The organism is Streptomyces sp. RGM 3693, assembly GCF_050471125.1.
Taxonomy (GTDB): Bacteria; Actinomycetota; Actinomycetes; order Streptomycetales; family Streptomycetaceae; genus Streptomyces.
The window spans coordinates 1,375,502-1,395,845 of the sequence record NZ_JBMPPQ010000002.1; the positions used below are offsets into that span (position 1 = coordinate 1,375,502).

General features: G+C 70.2%; 24 protein-coding genes. 12 read left to right on the forward strand and 12 right to left on the reverse strand.

Annotated features, from left to right (window positions below; translation table 11 throughout):
• Positions 1–55: 55 nt before the first annotated feature.
• The 3 genes from ACO0M4_RS23365 to ACO0M4_RS23375 all read left to right on the forward strand — a co-directional run bounded on the left by ACO0M4_RS23365 (position 56) and on the right by ACO0M4_RS23375 (position 3,859).
• Complete coding sequence (locus ACO0M4_RS23365; RefSeq protein ID WP_430372880.1) at positions 56–1,852, forward strand: DEAD/DEAH box helicase; 1,797 nt, start codon at positions 56–58, stop codon at positions 1,850–1,852.
• Between the two features lie 446 nt (positions 1,853–2,298).
• Positions 2,299–2,940, forward strand: coding sequence for an IclR family transcriptional regulator (locus ACO0M4_RS23370; RefSeq protein ID WP_430372881.1), 642 nt, complete (start codon positions 2,299–2,301; stop codon positions 2,938–2,940).
• A gap of 133 nt (positions 2,941–3,073) precedes the next feature.
• The gene (locus ACO0M4_RS23375) at positions 3,074–3,859 is read left to right on the forward strand and encodes a YlbL family protein (protein ID WP_430372882.1); all 786 of its coding nucleotides are present in this window, start codon (positions 3,074–3,076) and stop codon (positions 3,857–3,859) included.
• A 59-nt stretch (positions 3,860–3,918) separates the two neighbouring features.
• On the opposite strand, the gene ACO0M4_RS23380 is transcribed toward ACO0M4_RS23375, so the two are convergent.
• From ACO0M4_RS23380 to ACO0M4_RS23405, 6 genes are all read right to left on the reverse strand, one after another.
• A complete protein-coding gene (locus ACO0M4_RS23380) occupies positions 3,919–4,188 on the reverse strand; it encodes a hypothetical protein (protein WP_430372883.1) in 270 nt (89 codons plus the stop codon).
• 294 nt (positions 4,189–4,482) lie between these two features.
• Complete coding sequence (locus ACO0M4_RS23385) at positions 4,483–5,505, reverse strand: glycine betaine ABC transporter substrate-binding protein (protein WP_430372884.1); 1,023 nt, start codon at positions 5,503–5,505, stop codon at positions 4,483–4,485.
• Complete coding sequence (locus tag ACO0M4_RS23390; protein ID WP_430372885.1) at positions 5,502–6,431, reverse strand: ABC transporter permease; 930 nt, start codon at positions 6,429–6,431, stop codon at positions 5,502–5,504. The genes ACO0M4_RS23385 and ACO0M4_RS23390 overlap by 4 nt, the downstream gene beginning before the upstream one ends.
• Entirely contained in the window at positions 6,428–7,654 is a 1,227-nt protein-coding gene (locus tag ACO0M4_RS23395; protein ID WP_430373912.1) for an ABC transporter ATP-binding protein, read from the reverse strand. The genes ACO0M4_RS23390 and ACO0M4_RS23395 overlap by 4 nt, the downstream gene beginning before the upstream one ends.
• Before the next feature lie 82 nt (positions 7,655–7,736).
• Positions 7,737–8,384 (reverse strand): ABC transporter permease, encoded by a 648-nt coding sequence (locus tag ACO0M4_RS23400; RefSeq protein WP_430372886.1) that lies wholly within the window; start codon positions 8,382–8,384, stop codon positions 7,737–7,739.
• Positions 8,385–8,430: 46 nt separating this feature from the next.
• Entirely contained in the window at positions 8,431–8,898 is a 468-nt protein-coding gene (locus ACO0M4_RS23405) for an Lrp/AsnC family transcriptional regulator (RefSeq protein WP_100604632.1), read from the reverse strand.
• Between the two features lie 129 nt (positions 8,899–9,027).
• Here ACO0M4_RS23405 and hppD point away from each other — a divergent pair, with 129 nt between their 5' ends.
• The 3 genes from hppD to ACO0M4_RS23420 all read left to right on the forward strand — a co-directional run bounded on the left by hppD (position 9,028) and on the right by ACO0M4_RS23420 (position 11,988).
• Complete coding sequence (hppD, locus tag ACO0M4_RS23410; RefSeq protein WP_430372887.1) at positions 9,028–10,185, forward strand: 4-hydroxyphenylpyruvate dioxygenase; 1,158 nt, start codon at positions 9,028–9,030, stop codon at positions 10,183–10,185.
• 121 nt (positions 10,186–10,306) lie between these two features.
• Positions 10,307–11,671, forward strand: coding sequence for an FAD-binding oxidoreductase (locus ACO0M4_RS23415; RefSeq protein ID WP_430372888.1), 1,365 nt, complete (start codon positions 10,307–10,309; stop codon positions 11,669–11,671).
• Positions 11,672–11,796: 125 nt separating this feature from the next.
• The gene (locus ACO0M4_RS23420; protein ID WP_430373913.1) at positions 11,797–11,988 is read left to right on the forward strand and encodes a transposase; all 192 of its coding nucleotides are present in this window, start codon (positions 11,797–11,799) and stop codon (positions 11,986–11,988) included.
• Positions 11,989–11,999: 11 nt separating this feature from the next.
• On the opposite strand, the gene ACO0M4_RS23425 is transcribed toward ACO0M4_RS23420, so the two are convergent.
• Entirely contained in the window at positions 12,000–12,593 is a 594-nt protein-coding gene (locus ACO0M4_RS23425; protein WP_430372889.1) for a dihydrofolate reductase family protein, read from the reverse strand.
• A 69-nt stretch (positions 12,594–12,662) separates the two neighbouring features.
• Between ACO0M4_RS23425 and ACO0M4_RS23430 the strand changes: the two genes are divergently transcribed.
• Complete coding sequence (locus ACO0M4_RS23430; protein ID WP_430372890.1) at positions 12,663–13,241, forward strand: TetR/AcrR family transcriptional regulator; 579 nt, start codon at positions 12,663–12,665, stop codon at positions 13,239–13,241.
• Between the two features lie 109 nt (positions 13,242–13,350).
• On the opposite strand, the gene ACO0M4_RS23435 is transcribed toward ACO0M4_RS23430, so the two are convergent.
• Complete coding sequence (locus tag ACO0M4_RS23435; RefSeq protein WP_430372891.1) at positions 13,351–14,985, reverse strand: hypothetical protein; 1,635 nt, start codon at positions 14,983–14,985, stop codon at positions 13,351–13,353.
• A 23-nt stretch (positions 14,986–15,008) separates the two neighbouring features.
• Here ACO0M4_RS23435 and ACO0M4_RS23440 point away from each other — a divergent pair, with 23 nt between their 5' ends.
• Entirely contained in the window at positions 15,009–15,155 is a 147-nt protein-coding gene (locus ACO0M4_RS23440) for a hypothetical protein (RefSeq protein WP_430372892.1), read from the forward strand.
• Positions 15,156–15,217: 62 nt separating this feature from the next.
• On the opposite strand, the gene tnpA is transcribed toward ACO0M4_RS23440, so the two are convergent.
• A complete protein-coding gene (gene tnpA / locus ACO0M4_RS23445; RefSeq protein ID WP_430372893.1) occupies positions 15,218–15,634 on the reverse strand; it encodes an IS200/IS605 family transposase in 417 nt (138 codons plus the stop codon).
• A gap of 26 nt (positions 15,635–15,660) precedes the next feature.
• Here tnpA and ACO0M4_RS23450 point away from each other — a divergent pair, with 26 nt between their 5' ends.
• Positions 15,661–16,881 carry an RNA-guided endonuclease InsQ/TnpB family protein gene (locus ACO0M4_RS23450; protein WP_430370835.1) on the forward strand — a complete coding sequence of 407 codons (1,221 nt, stop codon included), beginning with the start codon at positions 15,661–15,663 and terminating at the stop codon, positions 16,879–16,881.
• Positions 16,882–17,186: 305 nt separating this feature from the next.
• Here ACO0M4_RS23450 and ACO0M4_RS23455 read toward each other — a convergent pair whose 3' ends face one another.
• Complete coding sequence (locus tag ACO0M4_RS23455; protein WP_430372894.1) at positions 17,187–17,561, reverse strand: hypothetical protein; 375 nt, start codon at positions 17,559–17,561, stop codon at positions 17,187–17,189.
• Positions 17,558–17,896, reverse strand: a complete 339-nt coding sequence (locus tag ACO0M4_RS23460) for a hypothetical protein (protein ID WP_430372895.1) — start codon at positions 17,894–17,896, stop codon at positions 17,558–17,560. The genes ACO0M4_RS23455 and ACO0M4_RS23460 overlap by 4 nt, the downstream gene beginning before the upstream one ends.
• 190 nt (positions 17,897–18,086) lie before the next feature.
• Between ACO0M4_RS23460 and ACO0M4_RS23465 the strand changes: the two genes are divergently transcribed.
• Both ACO0M4_RS23465 and ACO0M4_RS23470 read left to right on the forward strand, forming a co-directional pair.
• On the forward strand, positions 18,087–19,031 hold the full coding sequence (locus ACO0M4_RS23465) for a helix-turn-helix domain-containing protein (protein ID WP_430372896.1): 945 nt from the start codon (positions 18,087–18,089) through the stop codon (positions 19,029–19,031).
• The gene (locus tag ACO0M4_RS23470) at positions 18,949–19,125 is read left to right on the forward strand and encodes a DUF397 domain-containing protein (RefSeq protein WP_430373914.1); all 177 of its coding nucleotides are present in this window, start codon (positions 18,949–18,951) and stop codon (positions 19,123–19,125) included. Before ACO0M4_RS23465 ends, ACO0M4_RS23470 begins: the two co-directional genes overlap by 83 nt.
• Positions 19,126–19,270: 145 nt before the next feature.
• Here ACO0M4_RS23470 and ACO0M4_RS23475 read toward each other — a convergent pair whose 3' ends face one another.
• Positions 19,271–19,558 carry a hypothetical protein gene (locus ACO0M4_RS23475; RefSeq protein WP_430372897.1) on the reverse strand — a complete coding sequence of 96 codons (288 nt, stop codon included), beginning with the start codon at positions 19,556–19,558 and terminating at the stop codon, positions 19,271–19,273.
• Positions 19,559–19,612: 54 nt separating this feature from the next.
• Between ACO0M4_RS23475 and ACO0M4_RS23480 the strand changes: the two genes are divergently transcribed.
• The gene (locus ACO0M4_RS23480) at positions 19,613–20,344 is read left to right on the forward strand and encodes a MerR family transcriptional regulator (RefSeq protein WP_430372898.1); all 732 of its coding nucleotides are present in this window, start codon (positions 19,613–19,615) and stop codon (positions 20,342–20,344) included.

The following is a 20,344-nucleotide window of genomic DNA, read 5'->3' on the forward strand; positions in this document are numbered from 1 at the left end:
GGGGCACCGGTAGGCTGACGCGGTTGCCGATCGCCGACTTCAGCCGACGGAGACCGTGACTACTACCACCAGCGCCACCAACAGCCATCACCTGTCCCCGGCTTTCCCGGGGCGGGCCCCGTGGGGTACCGCGAACAAGCTGCGCGCCTGGCAGCAGGCGGCCATGGACCGGTACCTCCAGACCCAGCCGAGAGACTTCCTCGCCGTGGCCACGCCCGGCGCCGGCAAGACGACGTTCGCGCTGACCCTCGCCTCGTGGCTGCTGCACCACCACGTCGTGCAGCAGGTGACGGTGGTCGCGCCGACCGAGCACCTGAAGAAGCAGTGGGCGGAGGCCGCGGCCCGGATCGGGATCAAGCTGGACCCGGAGTACAGCGCCGGGCCGCTGGGCCGCGAGTACCACGGCATCGCGATCACCTACGCCGGTGTCGGGGTGCGCCCGATGCTGCACCGCAACCGGATCGAGCAGCGCAAGACCCTGGTCATCCTCGACGAGATCCACCACGCCGGTGACTCGAAGTCGTGGGGCGAGGCGTGCCTGGAGGCGTTCGAGCCGGCGACCCGGCGGCTGGCGCTGACCGGTACGCCCTTCCGGTCCGACACCAACCCCATCCCGTTCGTGGCCTACGAGGAGGGCAACGACGGGATCCGCCGGTCGTCGGCGGACTACACCTACGGCTACGGGAACGCGCTCTCCGACGGCGTCGTCCGGCCGGTCATCTTCCTCTCCTACAGCGGGAACATGCGCTGGCGGACCAAGGCCGGCGACGAGATCGCGGCGCGGCTGGGCGAGCCGATGACCAAGGACGCGGTGTCCCAGGCGTGGCGCACCGCGCTGGATCCGCGCGGCGAGTGGATGCCGAACGTGCTGCGGGCCGCCGACCGCCGGCTGACCGAGGTCCGTAAGGGCATCCCGGACGCCGGTGCCCTGGTGATCGCCTCCGACCAGGAGCAGGCCCGGGCGTACGCCAAGCTGATCCGGGAGATCACCGGGCAGGGCGCGACCCTGGTGCTGTCCGACGACACGGGCGCCTCGCAGCGCATCGACGACTTCGCCGATTCCGACGACCGCTGGATGGTCGCGGTCCGGATGGTGTCCGAGGGCGTGGACGTGCCGCGGCTCGCGGTCGGGGTGTACGCCACCACGATCTCCACCCCGCTGTTCTTCGCGCAGGCGGTCGGCCGCTTCGTCCGGTCCCGCAAGCGCGGCGAGACCGCGTCCGTCTTCCTGCCCACCGTCCCTTCGCTGCTCGGCTTCGCCAACGAGATGGAGGTCGAGCGCGACCACGTGCTCGACAAGCCGAAGAAGGACGGCGAGGAGGACCCGTACGCCGAGTCCGAGAAGGAGATGGACGAGGCGAACAAGGAGCAGGACGAGGACACCGGGGAGCAGGAGCAGTTCTCGTTCGAGGCGCTGGAGTCGGAGGCGGTCTTCGACCGGGTGCTCTACGACGGCGCCGAGTTCGGCATGCAGGCGCACGCCGGCAGCGAGGAGGAGGAGGACTACCTCGGCATCCCCGGGCTGCTGGAGCCCGACCAGGTGCAGTTGCTGTTGCAGAAGCGGCAGGCCCGGCAGATCGCGCACAGCCGGAAGAAGCCGGACACCGAGGCGGACCTGCTCGAAATGCCCGCCGAACGGCGGCCGGTGGTCACGCACAAGGAACTGCTGGAACTGCGCAAGCAGCTGAACACGCTGGTGGGTGCCTACGTCCACCAGAGCGGCAAACCGCACGGGGTGATCCACACCGAGCTGCGCCGGGTGTGCGGCGGCCCGCCGAGCGCGGAGGCGACGGCCGGGCAGCTCGGCGAGCGCATCAAGAAGGTGCGGGAGTGGGCCACGCGGATGCGCTGAGCGCGTCCCCGGGTGCGACCGGCCGGCTGGCGGGCCGGAGCCGGCGCCGGCGGTGGTGCCGGTAGGCCCGGGCGGTGTCGGCTCGGGGAACGCGTCGGGGAGGTCCGGTGCGGGTTCCGTGCGGACGTGGTGTGCGGGGCGCGGCGCGGGCCGCCGGGCGGCATGCGGCCGGGGATCACGGGCCGGTCACGGTGGCGCGTCCCGGCCCCCTCTGAGGTGGACCACGGTGCGGACAAGAGGGGATATTCCGGGCGCGAAAGCCCGGATTCTGGACGCACTCTTCCGCTGACCGGAGTGGCTCGCTACTGTCCCGGTCACGCACACGCCCCGTGGCAGCGCCGCCGCGGAGCGCAGCCGGTGCAAAGCGGCCGGCGGCTCTTGCGTGCTGCTCCGGGACGGGCAGTGCGCCGCGCACGGACGCCGCCACTCACTTCAGGAGGGGCGTCGTGACCGCAGAGACCTCCCAGACGCTCGACCGAGGACTGCGCGTCCTCAAACTGCTTGCCGACACCGATCACGGCCTGACCGTCACCGAGCTCTCGCACAAACTCGGCGTCAACCGCACCGTGGTCTACCGCCTGCTGGCGACGCTGGAGCAGCACGCTCTGGTACGCCGGGACGCCGGCGGCCGGGCCCGGGTCGGACTGGGCGTGCTCCGCCTGGGCCGCCAGGTCCACCCCCTGGTCAGAGAGGCCGCACTGCCGGCGCTGCGGTCGCTCGCCGAGGACGTCGGCGCCACCGCACACCTCACCCTCGTCGACGGCACCGAGGCACTGGCGGTCGCGGTCGTCGAGCCGACCTGGACCGACTACCACGTCGCCTACCGGGCCGGGTTCCGTCATCCGCTGGACCGTGGAGCCGCCGGGCGGGCGATCCTCAAGGCCCGCCAGGGCCGCCTCCAGGACGCCGGACTCGCCCTGACCCACGGGGAGTTGGAGGCCGGCGCCAGCGGTGCCGCGGCACCGCTGCTCGGGGTCAGCGGCATAGAGGGCAGCGTGGGCGTGGTGATGCTCACGGACAGCGTCGCGGAGCAGATCGGGCCGCGGGTGGTGGACGCGGCCCGGGAGGTCGCCGAGGCGCTGCGCTGACGCCGACGGCGGTCCGCCGTCGGCCCGGCAAGCCCGTGGGGATCACGTGCCCCATGTGGTGACCCTGTGCCGCTGCCGTGCGGCCAGGGCGCCGCACGGGGCGGTCGGGGCGGGGGTCATTTAGGGTGGCGGAGTGTCCTCACGTGCCCGTGCCCTGCTGGTCTGCACCGTCCCCGTCCTCGCCGTGCTCGTCACCGCGGCCCTGGCACCGCTGCCGTACTCGGTCGCGTACCCGGGCATCACGGCCAACGTCCTCGGCGACGACAAGGGCAAGCCGGTGATCACCATCTCCGGCCCCCACACCCGCGACACCAGCGGGCAGCTGCGGATGACCTCCATCACCGCCACCGGACCGGACGCCTCCGTCCACCTGCCGGACGTGGTCCGGGCGTGGTTCCGCACCGACGAGGCGGTGATGCCGCGGGATTCGGTCTACCCGGTGGGCAACAACACCGAGGAGATCGCCGAGCACAACGCGGAGCAGATGAAGCAGTCGCAGGACAGCGCCACCCAGGCCGCGCTGGGCCGGCTGGACAAGTCCCCCAAGGACGTCAAGGTCACCTTGAGCCTGGCGGACGTCGGCGGGCCCAGCGCCGGCCTGATGTTCGCGCTGGGCATCGTCGACAAGCTGGCCGGTGACGGCGCCGGGCGCGACCTCACCGGCGGCCGGACCATCGCGGGGACCGGCACCATCGACGCCGACGGCACGGTCGGCGCGGTCGGCGGGGTGGCGCTCAAGACCCAGGCCGCGCACCGCGACGGCGCGACGGTCTTCCTCGTCCCGCGCAAGGAGTGCACCGACGCCCGCGTCGAGCTCCCCGCAGGGATGCGGCTGATCCCGGTCACCACCCTGGACGGGGCGGTGGACGCCCTGAAGGCCCTCAACTCCGGCGGTGAGGTTCCCAGCTGCACCGGTTGAGTCCGAGGGCCCGGCGACGGGCCCGGCCGCACGCGGCAGGCGGCCCGGGCGGGTCGCGCTCAGAGGGTCGCGGTGGTCTCCCGGTCGGCGTAGCGGAAGCCGTCGTCGTCGAAGTAGAAGACGGTGACCTTCACCTTGTCGCCCTTGGCGAAGCCCTGGTCGGCCGGGCGGAGCCGTACCTGTGTGGTGTGGTCGGCGTAGTCGCAGACGAGCTTGTCGACCTTGAGGGTGCCCGCCCCGCGCGCCGCCAGCTTCGAGGAGGTGATCTGCTCGGCGTTGGCGACCAGCTGGTGGTTCATGCCGGGGTCGCAGGAGTAGGTGACGTCCACCCGCAGGCCCGGCGCGGCCAGCGCGACCCTGTCGATGGCGATGAGGTTGGCCTTGGCCGCGGCCGAAAGGCGTGGCCAAGGTGCCTGCGTCGACCAGAGACGCGACAGTGGTGCCTGCGCCGATCAGAACGGCGGTAGAGGCACCGAAGCAAGACAACCTGGATACGGGATGCCTGCGTGACTCCGCTCCCCGCCTGATGGAGGGGGCTTCCAACCGGAGGTTGCGGTCCAGCCCGAACCGACCCCTTGCAGGGTGAGGGGAAGATACCGCAACTGCTGCTCCGCTCAGCGGGGTTATCCGCCGCCCTTCTTGATGAAGCCCTCCTGGAGGAGCCACGCCTTGGCGACCTCGTGCGGATCCCGGCCCTCGACGTCGACCCTGGCGTTGAGCTTCTGGGCGACCTCGTTGTTCAGGGCGGCGGTGACCGGGGCGAGGACGGTGGCGATCTGCGGGTACTTCCGCAGCGCGGCGGCGTTGATCTCCGGCGCGGCGTTGTAGTTCGGGAAGAAGTGCTGGTCGTCCGCGAGGACGGTCAGTCCCATCGCCTTGATCCGGCCGTCGGTGGTGAAGACCTCGCCGAAGGTGCAGGACGTCCCCTTCGCCGTCTCGGTGTAGACCACGCCGCCGGTCATCCGCCGGACGTTGCCCGACGGGACGTCCATGCCGTACGCCTTCGCCATACCGGGCAGGCCGTCGTTGCGGGTGGCGAACTCGTTCTCCACGCACAGGGTGACCGCGCGGGGGTCCTTCTTCAGCAGCGCGGCGACGTCGGAGAGGGTGCGCACCCGGTACTTCTTCTCGTTGGCGGCGTTCAGCGCCAGCGCATAGGTGTTGTTCAGCTGGGACTGCGGCAGCCAGACGATGCCGTTGCGCCGGTCGGCGTCGCGTACCGCCACCCACTGCTGGTGCGGGTCCGGGATCGGCTTGACGTGCCCGAGGTGGGTGATCCAGCCGGTGCCGGTGTACTCGTACATCCCGTCCGCGGTGCCGGTGCGGACCGCCTCCCGGGCGCCGATGGTGCCCTGGATGTTGGTCTTGTCGATGACGGTGGCGCCGGCCGCCTTGAAGACCAGCCCCATGATCTGGCCGAGGATGATGTTCTCGGTGAACTCCTTCGAGGTGACGGTGAGTTCGGCGCCCTTGAGGGGCAGCCCCCGGCCGACCGTCCCGGGGACCACGTCGTCGGTCATCGGGCTGCCGCTGACCAGCCCGCAGCCGCCGAGCAGTACGGCCGCCAGCAGCAGCGCGCCGGCCGCCGCGAGCCCGCCGCCCCGCCGTCCTCGGCGCCGCGCCCTCGGGCCGTTCCGCCCCCTCATGTGGCCACCTCCAATCCGCGCGGCCGCAACAGCAGTTCCGCCAACGAGGCGAGCCACTCGACCAGCAGCGCCAGCGCCACGGTCAGCACCGAGCCCAGGATCAGTACCGGCATCCGCTGGGTGATGATGCCCGCCGAGATGAGGTCGCCCAGCCCGCCGCCCCCGCCGAACGTGGCCAGCGTCGCGGTGCCCACGTTCAGCACCAGCGCGGTGCGCACCCCGGCCAGGATCAGCGGGACGGCCAGCGGGAGTTCGACCTTGGCCAGCACGCCCAATGGGGACATGCCGATCCCGCGGGCCGCCTCGGTCAGCGTCGGATCGATGCCGCGCAGCCCGGCGATGGTGTTGGCCAGCACCGGCAGGACGGCGTAGACCACCATGCCGACGATGGCCGAACCGGCGCCGATACCGAGCCAGATGACCAGCAGCACCAGCAGGCCGAGCGCCGGGACGGCCTGCCCGAGATTGGCGACGGCCATCGCGAACGGGGCGGCCCGGCGCAGCCGCGGCCGGGTCAGCGCGATGCCCAGCGGGATCGCGATCACCAGCACGAAGAAGGTGGAGATGGCGGTCAGTTGGAGGTGCTGGCGCAGCGCCAGCCACACCTTGCCGCCGTCGACCGCCTGGTGGGCGATGGAGTCCAGGCGGGCGCCGCGGAACCACAGCCAGGTCGCCAGCAGCGCGGCGGTCAGGAACGCCGGCATGAACGTCCACTTCTGCCAGCTGATCCGGCGCCCGCCCACCGGGGTGGAGCGGGTCGGCGCCGTCCCGGACGCCACCTCCCGCTCGGCGGTCTCCGCGTCGCCCGGGGGGACTGCCCCGTGCGCCCCGTCCGCCCCGTCCGCCCCGTTGACCCCGTTGACCCCGTCGGGCCCCTCAGGGGGCCGCCTGCGGTCCCCGCCGCCCGAGGCGGCGCTCGGCGTCACGCCCGGCCTCCCGGGCCGCGCTCGGCCCCGCCTGCGCCGTTCAGACCCTCCTGGGCGAGCTGGGTCCGGTGGGCGCGCAGCGCCTGGAGTTCGTGCTGGTGCTCCAGGGCCTCCAGGCGGTCCGCCTCCAGCAGTTCGTGGACGTTGTTCATCAGCGTCTCCATGTCGACCACGCCGAGGAACTCGCCGCGCCGGCCGGTGACCGCGACCCGGCCCGCGCTGTCGGTCAGCACCGCCTCCAGGGCGTCGCGCAGCGTCGCGTCCAAGGTCACGGTGTCGGTGACCAGGGTGCCGGCCCGGGCCAGTGACTGTTTGGCGCGCGCGAGGTCGCTGCGGCGCAGCCACTTGTACGGGCGGCGGTGGCGGTCCAGCAGCAGCACTTCGTTGGTGGCACCGTCGCGCAGCAGGTCGAAGATCGACTGGAGCGGGTCGTCGACCCGCGCGGTGGGGAAGTCGACCACCGCCACGTCCCGTACCCGGGTCAGGTTCAGTCGCTTCAGCGCCGCCCCGGCGCCCACGAAGCCGGAGACGAAGTCGTCCGCCGGATTGGTGAGGATGGCCTCCGGGGTGTCGAACTGGGCGATGTGCGAGCGCTCGCGGAGCACCGCGATCCGGTCGCCGAGCTTGATCGCCTCGTCGAAGTCGTGGGTGACGAAGACGATGGTCTTGTGCAGCTCGTGCTGGAGCCGGATCAGTTCGTCCTGGAGGTGGTCGCGGGTGATCGGGTCGACGGCGCCGAACGGCTCGTCCATCAGCAGCACCGGCGGGTCGGCGGCGAGCGCGCGGGCCACCCCGACCCGCTGCTGCTGGCCGCCGGAGAGCTGCCGGGGGTAGCGGTCGTGGAACTCGCCCGGGTCCAGGCCGACCAGGTCGAGCATCTCCGCCACCCGCTGCCGGGTGCGCGCCTTCGACCAGCCGGTCATCTTCGGTACCAGGGCGATGTTCTGCGCCACCGTCATGTGCGGGAAGAGCCCGGACGCCTGGATGGCGTAGCCGACCTTGCGGCGCAGCCGGACCGGGTCGATGTCGGTGACGTCCTCGTCGCCGATCCGGATCCGCCCCGAGGTCGGCTCGATCAGCCGGTTGATCATCTTCAGCGTGGTGGACTTGCCGCAGCCGGACGGCCCCACGAACACCACCGTCTCGCCAGCCTTGATCTCCATGCTGACGTCGTCGACCGCCGGGGCGGGGGTGCCCGGGTAGACCTTCGTCAGGTTCTCCAGCCGGATGGCGGCGCCCACCGAGCCGGCCGGCCGCGCGGCGGTCTCCGTGGCGCTCGGGTCGCTCGGGTCGCTCGGGAACGGCTCAGGCACGGATCCCCCTGGAAATGGTCAGGCGTCCGATCAGGACGTAGGCGGCGTCGAAGAGGAGGGCCAGCACGACGATCCCGAGCGTCCCGGAGAGCACCTGGTTGAGCGCGTTGGCGCTGCCCAGTGAGGCGATCCCGCGGAAGATCTCGTTGCCGAGGCCGGGGCCCGAGGCGAAGGCGGCGATGGCCGCGATGCCCATCAGCATCTGGGTGGCGACCCGGATGCCGGTGAGGATCGGCGGCCAGGCCAGCGGGAGTTCGACCCGGAAGAGCCGGCCGAGGCGCGACATCCCGATGCCCTTGGCCGCGTCGACCAGCGCCGGGTCCACCCCGCGCAGCCCCACGATGGCGTTGCGGACCACCGGCAGCAGCCCGTACAGGGTCAGCGCGACGACGGTCGGCGCGACGCCCAGGCCGACGACCGGGATCAGCAGGCCGATCATGGCCAGGGACGGGATGGTCAGGATCGTCGCGGTCGTCATGGTGGCGAGCGTGCCGGCCCATTCGCTGCGGTAGGTGGCGACGCCGATCGCGACGCCCAGCACCGTCGCGATCACCATGCATTGGAAGACCGCGCTGGCGTGCTGATACGTGTCCGTCAGCAGCTGGCTGTGCCGGCTGCCGACGTACTCCCAGAAGCTCACCCGTCGCCTCCTCGGTCCGTCGCCACTGCGGCCGGCCCGCCGCGGTTCAGTCGCCCGCGGCCTGTTTGACCAGCGGGATGATTCGCAGCGGAACCGGATTTTCCATGACGATTGCCGTGGATGCCCGCACGATGCCATCAAAGCCCACGACCCGGTCGATCACCCGCTGCAGATCGGCGTTCGACCGCGCCACCAGCCTGCACAGCATGTCCCCGTGCCCGGTCGTTGTATGCAGCTCCAGCACTTCCGGTACGCCCGCCAAGTGGGCCCGCACATCGCTGCCTTGGCCCTGCTTGATCTCCAGGGTCGCGAACGCGGTCACCGGATAGCCCAGCGCCGCGGGGTCCACGTCCGGCCCGAAACCCCTGATCACTCCATTCGACTGAAGCCGGTCGAGCCGCGCCTGCACTGTGCCGCGGGCCACCCCCAGCCGGCGGGACGCCTCCAGGACGCCGATCCGCGGTTCCCGGGCGAGCAGTTCCAGCAATGCCCCGTCCAAATGATCGATCGCCACCGCCGCACCCTCCGAATTCGATGGTCATGATGTACAGAACGCTCGGTGAAACCCGCTGACCCCTATACAGAATGCCCAGTAGATACGCAAACTATTGCGCACCTTGTGGATCGGCGGGACTCTGCGGACATGGCAGACACCACGATGCACACCCAGCCCACCACCCCGCACACGGCCCGGCAGGCGGACCCCTTCCCGGTCAAGGGGATGGACGCGGTCGTCTTCGCCGTCGGCAACGCCAAGCAGGCCGCGCACTACTACTCCACCGCCTTCGGCATGAAGCGGGTCGCCTACCAGGGCCCGGAGACCGGCAGCCGCGAGACGGCCTCCTACGTCCTGGAGTCCGGCGGCGCCCGCTTCGTGTTCACCTCCGTGGTCAAGCCGACCACCGAGTGGGGCCAGTTCGTCGCCGACCACGTGGCCGCGCACGGCGACGGCGTCATCGACCTGGCCATCGAGGTGCCGGACGCCCGCGCGGCCTACGCCTACGCCGTCGAGCACGGCGCCACCGGCCTGACCGAGCCCTACGAGACCAAGGACGAGCACGGCACGGTCGTCCGGGCCGCCATCGCCACCTACGGGCAGACCCGGCACACCCTCGTGGAGCGCGCCGGTTACGACGGTCCGTACCTGCCGGGCTTCGTCGCAGCGGAACCGCTGGTCGCCGCTCCGACGAAACGTTTCTTCCAGGCGATCGACCACTGCGTCGGCAACGTCGAGCTCGGCAAGATGAACGAGTGGGTGGCCTTCTACAACGACGTCATGGGCTTCACCAACATGAAGGAGTTCGTCGGCGACGACATCGCCACCGAGTACTCGGCGCTGATGTCCAAGGTCGTCGCGGACGGCACCAAGAAGGTGAAGTTCCCGCTCAACGAGCCCGCCATCGCCAAGAAGAAGTCCCAGATCGACGAGTACCTGGAGTTCTACGGCGGCCCCGGCGTCCAGCACATCGCGCTGGCCACCAACGACATCGTGGCGTCGGTCCGCCAGATGCGGGCCGCGGGCGTGGAGTTCCTCGACGTGCCCGGCTCGTACTACGACACCCTCGGCGAGTGGGTCGGCGAGACCCGGGTCCCGATCGACGAGCTGCGCGAGCTGAAGATCCTCGCCGACCGCGACGAGGACGGCTACCTGCTCCAGATCTTCACCAAGCCGGTCCAGGACCGCCCGACCGTCTTCTTCGAGATGATCGAGCGGCACGGCTCCCTCGGCTTCGGCAAGGGCAACTTCAAGGCCCTCTTCGAGGCCATCGAGCGCGAGCAGGACCGACGCGGCAATCTCTGAGCCGGCTCCGGCCGCGCCGTCCCGCCGGCCCGTCGCCTGACCGGCGCCGCGCGCTGCCCCCGTTGGCCCGTGGGCCGTACGCGATCTTCCGTGTACGGCCCACGGGTGCGACGCTGAGGGCATGGACCTCATCGAACGCCTGCGCGCCGGGCTCCCCGAGGAAGCGCTGCTCACCGACCCCGACGTCACCGGTTCCTACGCCCGGGACATGGCCAACTTCTGCGACGCCGGCACCCCCGCCGTGGTCGTCCTGCCGCGCACCGTCGAGCAGGTCCAGCACGTGATGCGGACGGCGACCGCGCTGCGCGTCCCGGTCGTCCCCCAGGGCGCGCGGTCCGGGGTCTCCGGCGCCGCCAACGCCGTCGACGGCTGCATCGTCCTCTCCCTGGTCAAGATGGACCGCATCCTGGAGATCAACCCCGTCGACCGGATCGCGGTCGTCGAGCCGGGCGTCGTCAACGCCGTCCTCTCCCGCGCGGTCAACGAGCACGGCCTGTACTACCCGCCGGACCCCTCCAGCTGGGAGACGTGCACCATCGGCGGCAACATCGGCACCGCCGCGGGCGGCCTGTGCTGCGTGAAGTACGGCGTCACCGCCGAGTACGTGCTCGGCCTGGAGGTCGTGCTCGCCGACGGCCGCCTGATCAAGACCGGCCGGCGCACCGCCAAGGGCGTCGCCGGCTACGACCTCACCCGCCTCTTCGTGGGCTCCGAGGGCAGCCTCGGTGTCGTGGTCCGCGCCACCCTGGCCCTGAAGCCCGAGCCTCTCCAACAGTTGGCCCTGGTCGCGGAGTTCGGCTCGGTGGCGGCGGCCGGCGACGCGGTCTGCCGGATCATGGCCGAGGGGCACGCCCCGTCCCTCCTGGAGCTGATGGACCGCACCAGCGTCCGGGCGGTCAACGCCATGGCAAAGATGGGCCTGCCAGAGACCACCGAGGTGTTGTTGCTGGCGGCCTTCGACACCCCCGATCCGGCGGCCGACCTGGCCGCGGTCGGCGCGCTGTGCGAGGCGGCCGGCGCCACCCAGGTCGTCCCCGCCGAGGACGCCGCCGAGTCCGAACTCCTCCTCCAAGCAAGGCGGTTGACCTTCACCGCGCTGGAGCGGATCAAGCCCGCGATGCTCATCGACGACGTCTGCGTGCCCCGTTCGCAGCTCGCCGCGATGCTGGAGGGTGCTGCCGCCATCGCCGAGAAGTACGACCTGACCATCGGCGTCTGCGCGCACGCCGGTGACGGCAACACCCACCCGCTGGTCTGCTTCGATCCGGCCGACCCCGACGAGGAGCGGCGGGCCCGCGAGTCGTTCGACGCCATCATGGCCCTCGGCCTCCAACTGGGCGGCACCATCACCGGCGAACACGGCGTCGGCGTCCTGAAGAAGGAGTGGCTGGCCCGCGAACTGGGCCCGGACGCGGTGGAGTTGCACCGCGGCATCAAGCAGGTCTTCGACCCCCTGGGCCTCCTCAACCCCGGGAAGCTGTTCTAGCGCCCGCCACCGGCCTGCTCCGGGCCCCGTCCCCCCGTCGGGCTACGGGGGCGCCCTGTAGCCCGACGGCTAGGCCGTTTCGTTTGGATCACCGGACCGTTGGCCCGGGCGTGTCGTTGACTGACGTGCAGTGGGCGCGGGTTGAGCCCTTGCTCCCGGACCGGACGCCGAAGCGGGGTGGCCGCTGGCGAGACCACCGACAGGCGATCAACGCAATCGCCTTCAAGTTCCAGACCGGAACGCAGTGGGTCCACCTGCCGGAGAAGTACCTGGCTGGACCCCACATCGCGGGCGTCTTCCTCTGGTCCGCCCGCTGAACCGAAACCGCCTAGCCGCGGGTGAGGCGGGTGAGGGTGACCCCGTTGGGGAAGGCGGTGCGCTCGGCGACGTCGAAGACAGTGGGGTCGAAGGCACCGTCGACTACCGGGACTCCGGTGCCGGCAATGACCGGATACGTCTTGATCAGCAGCTCGTCAATCTCGGGCAGCAGGGTGCCCGCGAGCTGGCCGCCCCCGCAGAGCCAGATGTCCAGCACGGCGCCCACCTCGCCCTTGAGCTCGCGGACGAGGGCGAGCGGGTCGCTTGGCACGACGGTGACGGTTGGGTCGGTGTCCGGCTTGAGAGTGCTGGACACCACGTACTGGCGCAGGTGCGCGTACGGGCTGGTGATCCCGTTGTCGAGGGCTGGGCGGTAGGTACCGAGGCCCATGATGACGGTGTCGAAACGCCGGTTGGGCGCGTCGGCGACGCCGACGGCCGCGCGATAAGCGGTCGGGATGGTCTCCGGGTACAGCGCGGTCATCCAAGTCGAATAGGCGGCGGCCTGCTGCTCGTCGCCCTGCGGAAAGAAGTCGAACTCGCCGCCTGGACCGGCGATGCGGCCGTCGAGCGAGACGCCGATGTAGTACACGAGCTTCCGCAAAGCGGTCCCCCACACGTAGTACTCTGATTGAAGTGGTTTGAACGTAGTACTACATCTGGAGTGGTGTCAATGGTGAGACGGAACGACCAGCGGCGCGCGACCCTCGTCGACGCGGCGATCGAGGTACTGGCCCGGGAAGGCGCACGCGGCCTGACTTTCCGGGCCGTGGATGCCGAGGCGGCCGTTCCCGCCGGTACGGCGTCCAACTACTTCTCCAGTCGCGACGACCTGTTCACTCAGGCCGGCGCGCGGGTCTACGAGCGACTCCAGCCCGACGAGGCCACGATTGCCCGCCAGCAGGCGGCCGGCCGCGACCGGGGCGCCTACGTAGAGCTGATGCGCGAACTCGTGGGCCGCATCGCCTCCTTCCGTACCGGTTACCTCGCGTTGCTGGAACTCCGCCTCGAAGCCACTCGCCGCCCCGAATTGCGCAAGGTCCTCACGGAGCGAGTCCGGGCCGACGTGGACGCCAACGTCGCCTATCACGAGACTTCCGGTCTCCCCGGCGACACCACGGCGGTCAAGCTGCTCATGCTGACGCTGAACTGGCTGATCGTTGAAGAGCTCACCCTGCCGGACGTCTTCACGGAGGCAGAGCGTGAACAACTGGTAACGGCCGCAGTGGAGCGCATCGTGGCGGCGGAGTAGCTGCCCGGCCCAGGATGACTCCAGTCGGCTGCGGTGGAAGTGGGCTGGACCGGACCGGCCTCGGCAGTCACCCGCTCTTGGTTCCGTCTGCTGATCCGAACGAAACGGCCTAGGCGTAGGCCGCCAACGTGTCCCGCAGCCGCTTGTCCGGTCCGCGCAGGTGCAGCGCGCGCAGTTCGCCGGCCGGGTCGGAAATGTGGAGGTGGTCGTCCTCGGGGTCGTCGTACTCCTCGTCGTCGTCCTCGTCCGGGGCGGCTTCGGGGCCCTCCACCATGGGGACGTCGTAGGTGTCGTGGGGGTCCTCGGAGGGCCGCGGGCGCCACCTCCACACGGCGCCGCACTCCCTGACCTGGACCTCGCCGAAGTACCAGGCCGCGCCGACCAGGAACGGATCGCCGTGTGCGGCCACCATCTCCTCGTAGCTGGCGAACCGGCCGCGCACCAGCGCTTCGAGCCGGTCCAGTGAGGCGGGGGAGAAGTCCCACTCCGCGGTTCCCCCGCCCGCCGCGGTGGCCCATGCGGCGAAGGCGTCGCGCCGGGCGGCCAGCCAGGTGTTCAGCCGGTGGTTGTCGTACCAGTCCGGGCCCGCCAGGTCGTCGGTCGCGGCCAGCTCCGCCAGCTCCTCTTCGGTGCCGGGCGGCAGGGGCGGCGTCCGGAAGTGTTCGGGACGGGCCAGCACCCACAGCGCCTCGGGCCAGGTCGTCCCCCTGGTCGACTCGCCGCGCGGGACGGGGTCCGGGAAGCGGTCCACCACCTCGCGCAGCGGCACGCCGGCGACGGCCTCCCGCAGCATCACCCAGGGGTGTTCGGCGTGACCGTCGTAGCGGAGCCGCTGGCTGACGAAGATGCTGCCGGCCCAGTAGCAGTCCTCCGCGTACCAAGTGCCGGGCGGGGCCCCGGGGTTGACCTCGCGGTACTGCCACAGGGCCTTCTTGTTCTCGACGACGTACTGGCCCACGTACCAGGCGGCCATGGTCCAGAACGGTTCGTGCGCGGCCCGGTCGTAGTCCTCGACCGTCGGGAAGTTCTCGCGCAGCAGGGCCTGGAGGGTGTCCAGGGACGCGGGGGCGAAGTCCCAGCGAGCGCGGCCGCCGGCCTCCTCGCTCCACCACTTGAGGTAGTCGAGCATGCGCGCGTCCTTCCAGCGCCGCGGGGTGTTGCAGGCGGTCAGGATCGTCCCGTAGCGCACCCACGGCGTGGGAACCCGCCGCGGCCACCACTCCGGATGCTCCCGCTGCCGGTCCCTGACCGCCTTGCGTAGCAGCCGCACGACCGTGGCGAAGACCTGCCCCGACGCGTCGTCGAGCGCCTGGCCGACGACGAGCAGCGGCGCGACCGGCGCAAGGCCGAGGACCGGGTCCGGGCAGACCACGGGCAGCCCGTCGGTTCCCGCGCTCTCGTCCCAGTCCCAACGGCCGCCCGCCTCCTCAAGCAGCGTCTCGCCGAGGTAGGCCGCCGCGGACTCGATGTACATCGCGTTCCCGTCACTGCCGTCGTCGAGCGAGCAGAAGTCGAGCAGCGCCTCCTCCAGTTCCGGCAGTGAGCGGGCGGTGTAGTCGTGCTCCCACTCCTCGTAGGTGAACTGGTCGTAGAGGCGGGTCATGAACTCGTGCAGGCCCTCGATCCAGAGGTACAGCCGGTGGGCAGGTGAGCCCTCCGGGGCGTCCCTGCCCGCCATATAGACGTCGTTGCAGACGTCGTTATAGACATCTTTGTCGACATCGTTCGTCGTGTTGTCGTCCATGTGGATCCCCCGTGTAGACGTTGATGGGGATCGACCATAAAGGAGTAAGTCCGCTGGCCTGCTTCGATCCGGCCGATCCCGACGAAGAGCGGCGGGTCCGCGAACGTGGCCCGGGCGCCGTGGAGTTGCGATCCGCGTACGGGATCACGGTCGGCCGCTACCGGGACTGATCGCAGTGCTCCCCCGTTTGCGGGGGGGTGAAGCGATTCTGAGCGCTGGTCTGACTCGCAGGCTAGAGCGGGCGGTTTTGCTGCTCGATGTACTGACGGACGGTCGACAGTGGAGCGCCGCCGACCGATCCGGCGAAGTAGGAGCCGGACCACAGCCGTTGTGCCCGCCAGTAGTGCCGGACCAGCTCGGGGTACTCCTGGCGGAGCCTGCGGGAGGAGACGCCCTTGAGGGAGTTGACCAGCTTCGATAGGGCGACCTTCGGCGGGAAGTTCACCAGCAGGTGAACGTGGTTGGTCTCGCCGTTGAACTCGACCAGCTCACATTCGAAGTCCTTGCAGACCGCCCGCATGATCTCTTCCATGCGCGTCAGGTGCCGGTCGTTGAAGACCTTATGCCGGTACTTCGTGACGAAAACCAAGTGCGCGTGCATGACGAACGCGCAGTGCCTGCCAGTGCGGATGTTGTCGTACTCAGCCATAAACCAACTGTAGTACGCTGATCGACATGCAGCTTCGGTACTCCTTCCGGATGTATCCGAACGGCCCTCAGTGCTCAAGCCTTGCCAGGGCGTTCGGATGCGCACGGGTGGTCTACAACGATGCGCTTCGGGCTCGCGAGACCGCCCGCGCCGACGGGAAGGCGTTCCCGAAGACCGGGGACCTGTCGAAGCTGTTGATCACCGAGGCGAAGAAGACCGGGGAACGGGCCTGGCTCGGCGAAGTGTCTGCCGTCGTGCTCCAGCAGTCCCTTCGGGATCTGGACACCGCATACCGGAACTTCTTCGACGGGCTGAAGGGCAAGCGCCCGCGCATGGGCGCGCCCCGGTTCACGTCCCGCAAGGACAACCGGCAGGCCGTACGGTTCACAGCGAACGCCCGCTGGAAGATCACGATGGGTGGTGACCTGTCGCTCCCGAAGATCGGGGATGTGCGGGTCAAGTGGTCCCGACCCCTTCCTTCCGCCCCGTCCACGGTGACCGTGGTCAAGGACGCGGCCGGGCGGTACTTCTGCTCGTTCGTCATCGAGACCGGGCCCGGCGAGGCCCTACCCGAGGCAGAGGGGCAGGTCGGTATCGACCTGGGCCTGTCACACTTCGCGATCCTCTCCGACGGCACGAAGATCGACAGCCCCCGCTTCCTGCGCCGGGCCGAGAAGAAGCTGAAGAAGGCACAGCGGGACCTGAGCCGGAAGGCTAAGGGAAGCAGGAACAGGACGAAGGCCCGGCTCAAGGCCGCCCGCGCACACGCGAAGGTGGCCGACGCACGCCGCGAGTTCCACCACCAGCTCTCAACGAAGATCATCCGCGAAAACCAAGCGGTTGCCGTTGAAGACCTGGCGGTCAAGGGACTCGCCCGCACGCGCCTGGCCAAGTCCGTCCACGACGCCGGATGGTCCACGTTCGTCGCGATGCTGGAGTACAAGGCCGCCCGGTACGGGCGCACCCTCGCCAAGATCAGCCGGTTCGAGCCGACCTCTCAGGTCTGCTCACAGTGCGGCGTCAAGGACGGCCCTAAACCCCTCCACATCCGCGTGTGGGAGTGCGGGGCGTGCGGGGCCGTCCTGGACCGGGACATCAACGCGGCGGTCAACGTCGCCAAGGCGGCCGGACTGGCCGTGTCAGCCTGCGGAGCGCGGGTAAGACCGGGACTCGTCCCGGCGCAGCGCGATGAACCAGGAACCCACCGAGACGGTCAGATGACCGTGGTAGGAATCTCCTCCCTTTAGGGAGGGGAGCGGAAGTCAAGTCGCCACCGTCACGCCCTTCGCCCTGCGCCCGCCGTCGGCAGAGGTCAGCGGGGCGATGCCGGCGTACGCGGCTGCACTCCTGCCCGCGTGCACGGCCGGGCGGCGCGCTGAGCTGCCGTGCTGGAGCGCATCGCAGCCCAGCGCGCCGGTGTGGCGGCGTCCCTCACCGCCCGTGGGCGGCACCCCGCGTACGGGGGCGGACGGGGCGGGACGCGCGGCACGTCTGCCGCCGTCGCGCCGATTCCCGTCGGGGGACGCCACGCCTGGGGGCGGGCCCGCGGCGACTACGGCTGCCGCTGTCCGCCGGCGGGGTCGTCCTCGGGGTCGTCGTCAGAGTCGTCGTCCGGGTCGTCGTCCGGTTCGTAGTCGGGCACGGGGAGTCGCGCCCCGCGGCTTTCCGCGACCCGGTGGGTGGTGACCAGGGAGTTCTTCAACTCCACGGTCAGCAGGTGAAGTTCACCGGGCGACCAGGCCCGGTCGGTCAGGACCCGCTCCGCCTCCTCGATGAGCGCGGCAGCGGAGCCGAGCTGTTCGGCCTCCAACCGGTCGGCGAGCCGGGAGACATACCCGGTTCCGTCACTGGGGAGCAGGAAGCACGGGTTCCCTTCCGGGGTCGTCCAGGGCAGCAGCCGCGGCGCGCGGTCGGCGTGGTCCCTCATGCGGCGACCTCCACCCCGTGGATGCGGCGCGGCCCGACGTCGAGGCCGTGCACCGCGAGCCACAGCGCCCGCCGCCGTCCGCGCCGCAACCGCCGCTCCCGGCGCTCCTCGCGTTCCGCCTCGGTGAGGACGTACGGCCGGACGAGCGGGACGTCCTCGCCGCGGAGCAGCACCGGCGGCCGGGCGGGCGCGCGGAGCGGCGCGATCCACGACTGCGGGTCCTCGCGGCGCGGGGCCGAGGGTGCGGCGGGCGGGGTGTCGGGTGTCCGGTGTCGTCCGTCGGCCGGAAGTAACAGCCGCAGCAGCGGCAGGAACAGGCTCGCGATACGGTGCATCACGTCGTCAACTCCGTTGTAGTTGGTGGCCACGCCCCCGGACCGGTCGCACGGTCGCGGGGGTCTTGTGCGAATGGCGGGTCGCGCCGCCCTGGGCCCATTACGTTGGGTAGGGAGAGCGTTGCTCTACGGAGTGCCGGGGTGCAATGCCTGGCGCGTGCCACTTGCCGACTGTCACAAAGGGGAAGGCGTGAGCCGACGTAATGCCACAGGGGGAACGGCCGCCACCAACGCCGCCGTCTTCGGGGAGGTGCTGAGGCACTTCCGGGAGGCGGCGGGACTCACCCAGGAGGAACTGGCGAGGAAGATCCCGTGCGACCGGTCGCATGTGGCGAGAGTCGAGCGGGGAACGCGGGTCCCTCAAGAGACCTCCGCCGAGAAGTGCGACGAACTGCTGGGCACGGGCGGGGTGTTGAAGAAGCTATGGGGGCGGATCGACTGGTATCCGGAGGTCGCGCACCCTGATTGGTTCAAGCGCCGGGCTGAGATGGATACGAAGGCGGTGGCGTTATACGAGTTTCAGACCCACTTCATGCCGGGGCTGTTGCAGACCGAGGACTACGCCCACGCACTGTTCTCCCGCGTCGAGAGTGGTGACGAACTGCAGGAGCGCGTTAGGGCTCGACTCAGTCGGCAGCAACGCTTTTTCGATCCGAACGGACCTCTGTACATCGCCGTGTTGGATGAGAGCTGCCTGCGTAGCGTTGTGGGGAGCGCGGCGGTCATGCGTGACCAGTGTGCACATCTGCTGGACGTCGGGCGGTGCCCTAACATCCGGGTGCAGGTCGCCCCGGCCAGCCGTGCCGGACTGATCTGCCCTGACACGTCCTTGTCGTTGATCAAACTGCCCGACGGGCATGAATGGGTCTACTCAGAATCGCTGGACCGAGGGCACTTCAGCGACGATCCGGCCGTCTTGGCGCGCCACGGCCGAGCCTATGATGTGCTCAGGGCGGACGCTCTGTCAGCCCGCGAGTCTGCCTCTCTGATCAGCGAAGCGATGGAAAGGTATGGACGCCATGGACAGGCGCGAGTTCAGCCCGAAGACGTGGATCAAGAGCAGCTACAGCGGCGCAAACGGCGGCAACTGCGTCGAGGCGGGCCTCGGTATCCCCGGCGTCGTTCCCGTTCGTGATTCGAAGGATCCGCGCGGTCCTGTGCTGGTCATTCCGGCCGGTGGCTGGTCGTCTTTCGTTGCCGCCGTCAAGGGTGGCGACTTCCTGTCCTGAGGAAGTCGCCCGGCGCCCCAATGCCGCACGCCCGGTTCGCGCTGGTGAACGTCACCTCGGCGGTCTTCGCCGCGGGCATGCCCTGGGCGGACAGCAGCACGATCTGGGCCCGCGGCCTGGGCGGCAGCTGCGACCGGCCGGATCCTCAGTCCCTCTGTTCGTCGACGGGTGCCGTCAGCAGTCGGTTCAGTTCGTTGCCGGCGTCGTCGTATCCGGCGTCGGAGATCCGTTGCAGCTCGCGCAGGTCGCCCGTCGCGGCCGCGCGTCGAGTGAGCAGGAACCCGGCTCGCATGGATCCCTCGTCCAACAGCTCGCTCAGCTCCCCGACCTCGCCAGCTGCGTCGGCGAGGTCGGCCAGCCGATCCAAAGCCGTCTCGTTGCCCTCGTCGGCCAGCTCGCGCAGGGTCTCCCGATCGATGTTCGCGTTAGCCATGCCGCCATGGTGCAACCTTGCCCCAGGGGAAAGGTCAAGTGGGACGATGACTGGGTGATCACCATCGGGCAGCTGGCCAGGTACGTCGGAGTGTCGACCAAGACCATTCGCGTCTATCACGACAAGGGGCTGCTCCCCGAGCCCAACCGCGATGCGTCCGGCTACCGGCGGTACGGCGCGAACGACGCCATCGACCTGATCAAGATCCGCACCCTCGCTGAAGCCGGCGTCCCCCTGGCCCGTATCCGCGACCTGAGATCAGCGACCGACGAAGAGTTCCAGCAGGCGCTGCGCGAGATCGACGGCGAGCTCACCACTCGCATCCGTGGCCTGCGGGCGACGCAAGGGCGCCTGCGCCGGCTCGCCGCCGGGCAACTGGCACCGCTACCCACCGAGATCGATACCTATCTGGAGCACCTGGTCCGTTGGGGATTCACCCCTCGATGGGTGGATCTGCAACGCGACCTGTGGATCCTCGTGTTCGCCACTCACCCAGACCGGGCGATCACACTGTTTCTGGAGCAAACCGAGATCCTGTCCGATCCCACGCTGCGGCAGCTCTTCCTCGACTACGACCACGCGCACGACCTCGACGCTGACGATCCCCACATCGGCGACCTCGCCCGCCGGATCGCCGACGCGACCCGAGAACGCTACGGACCCGACGAACTGCCCCAGCTGGATGCAACCTCCGAGATCCCCGCCCTCATCCAGGGCACGGTCAACGCTGCGTCCCCGGCGTGGCGGCGACTCGACATACTCATCCGCGCACAACTGGATACGTGA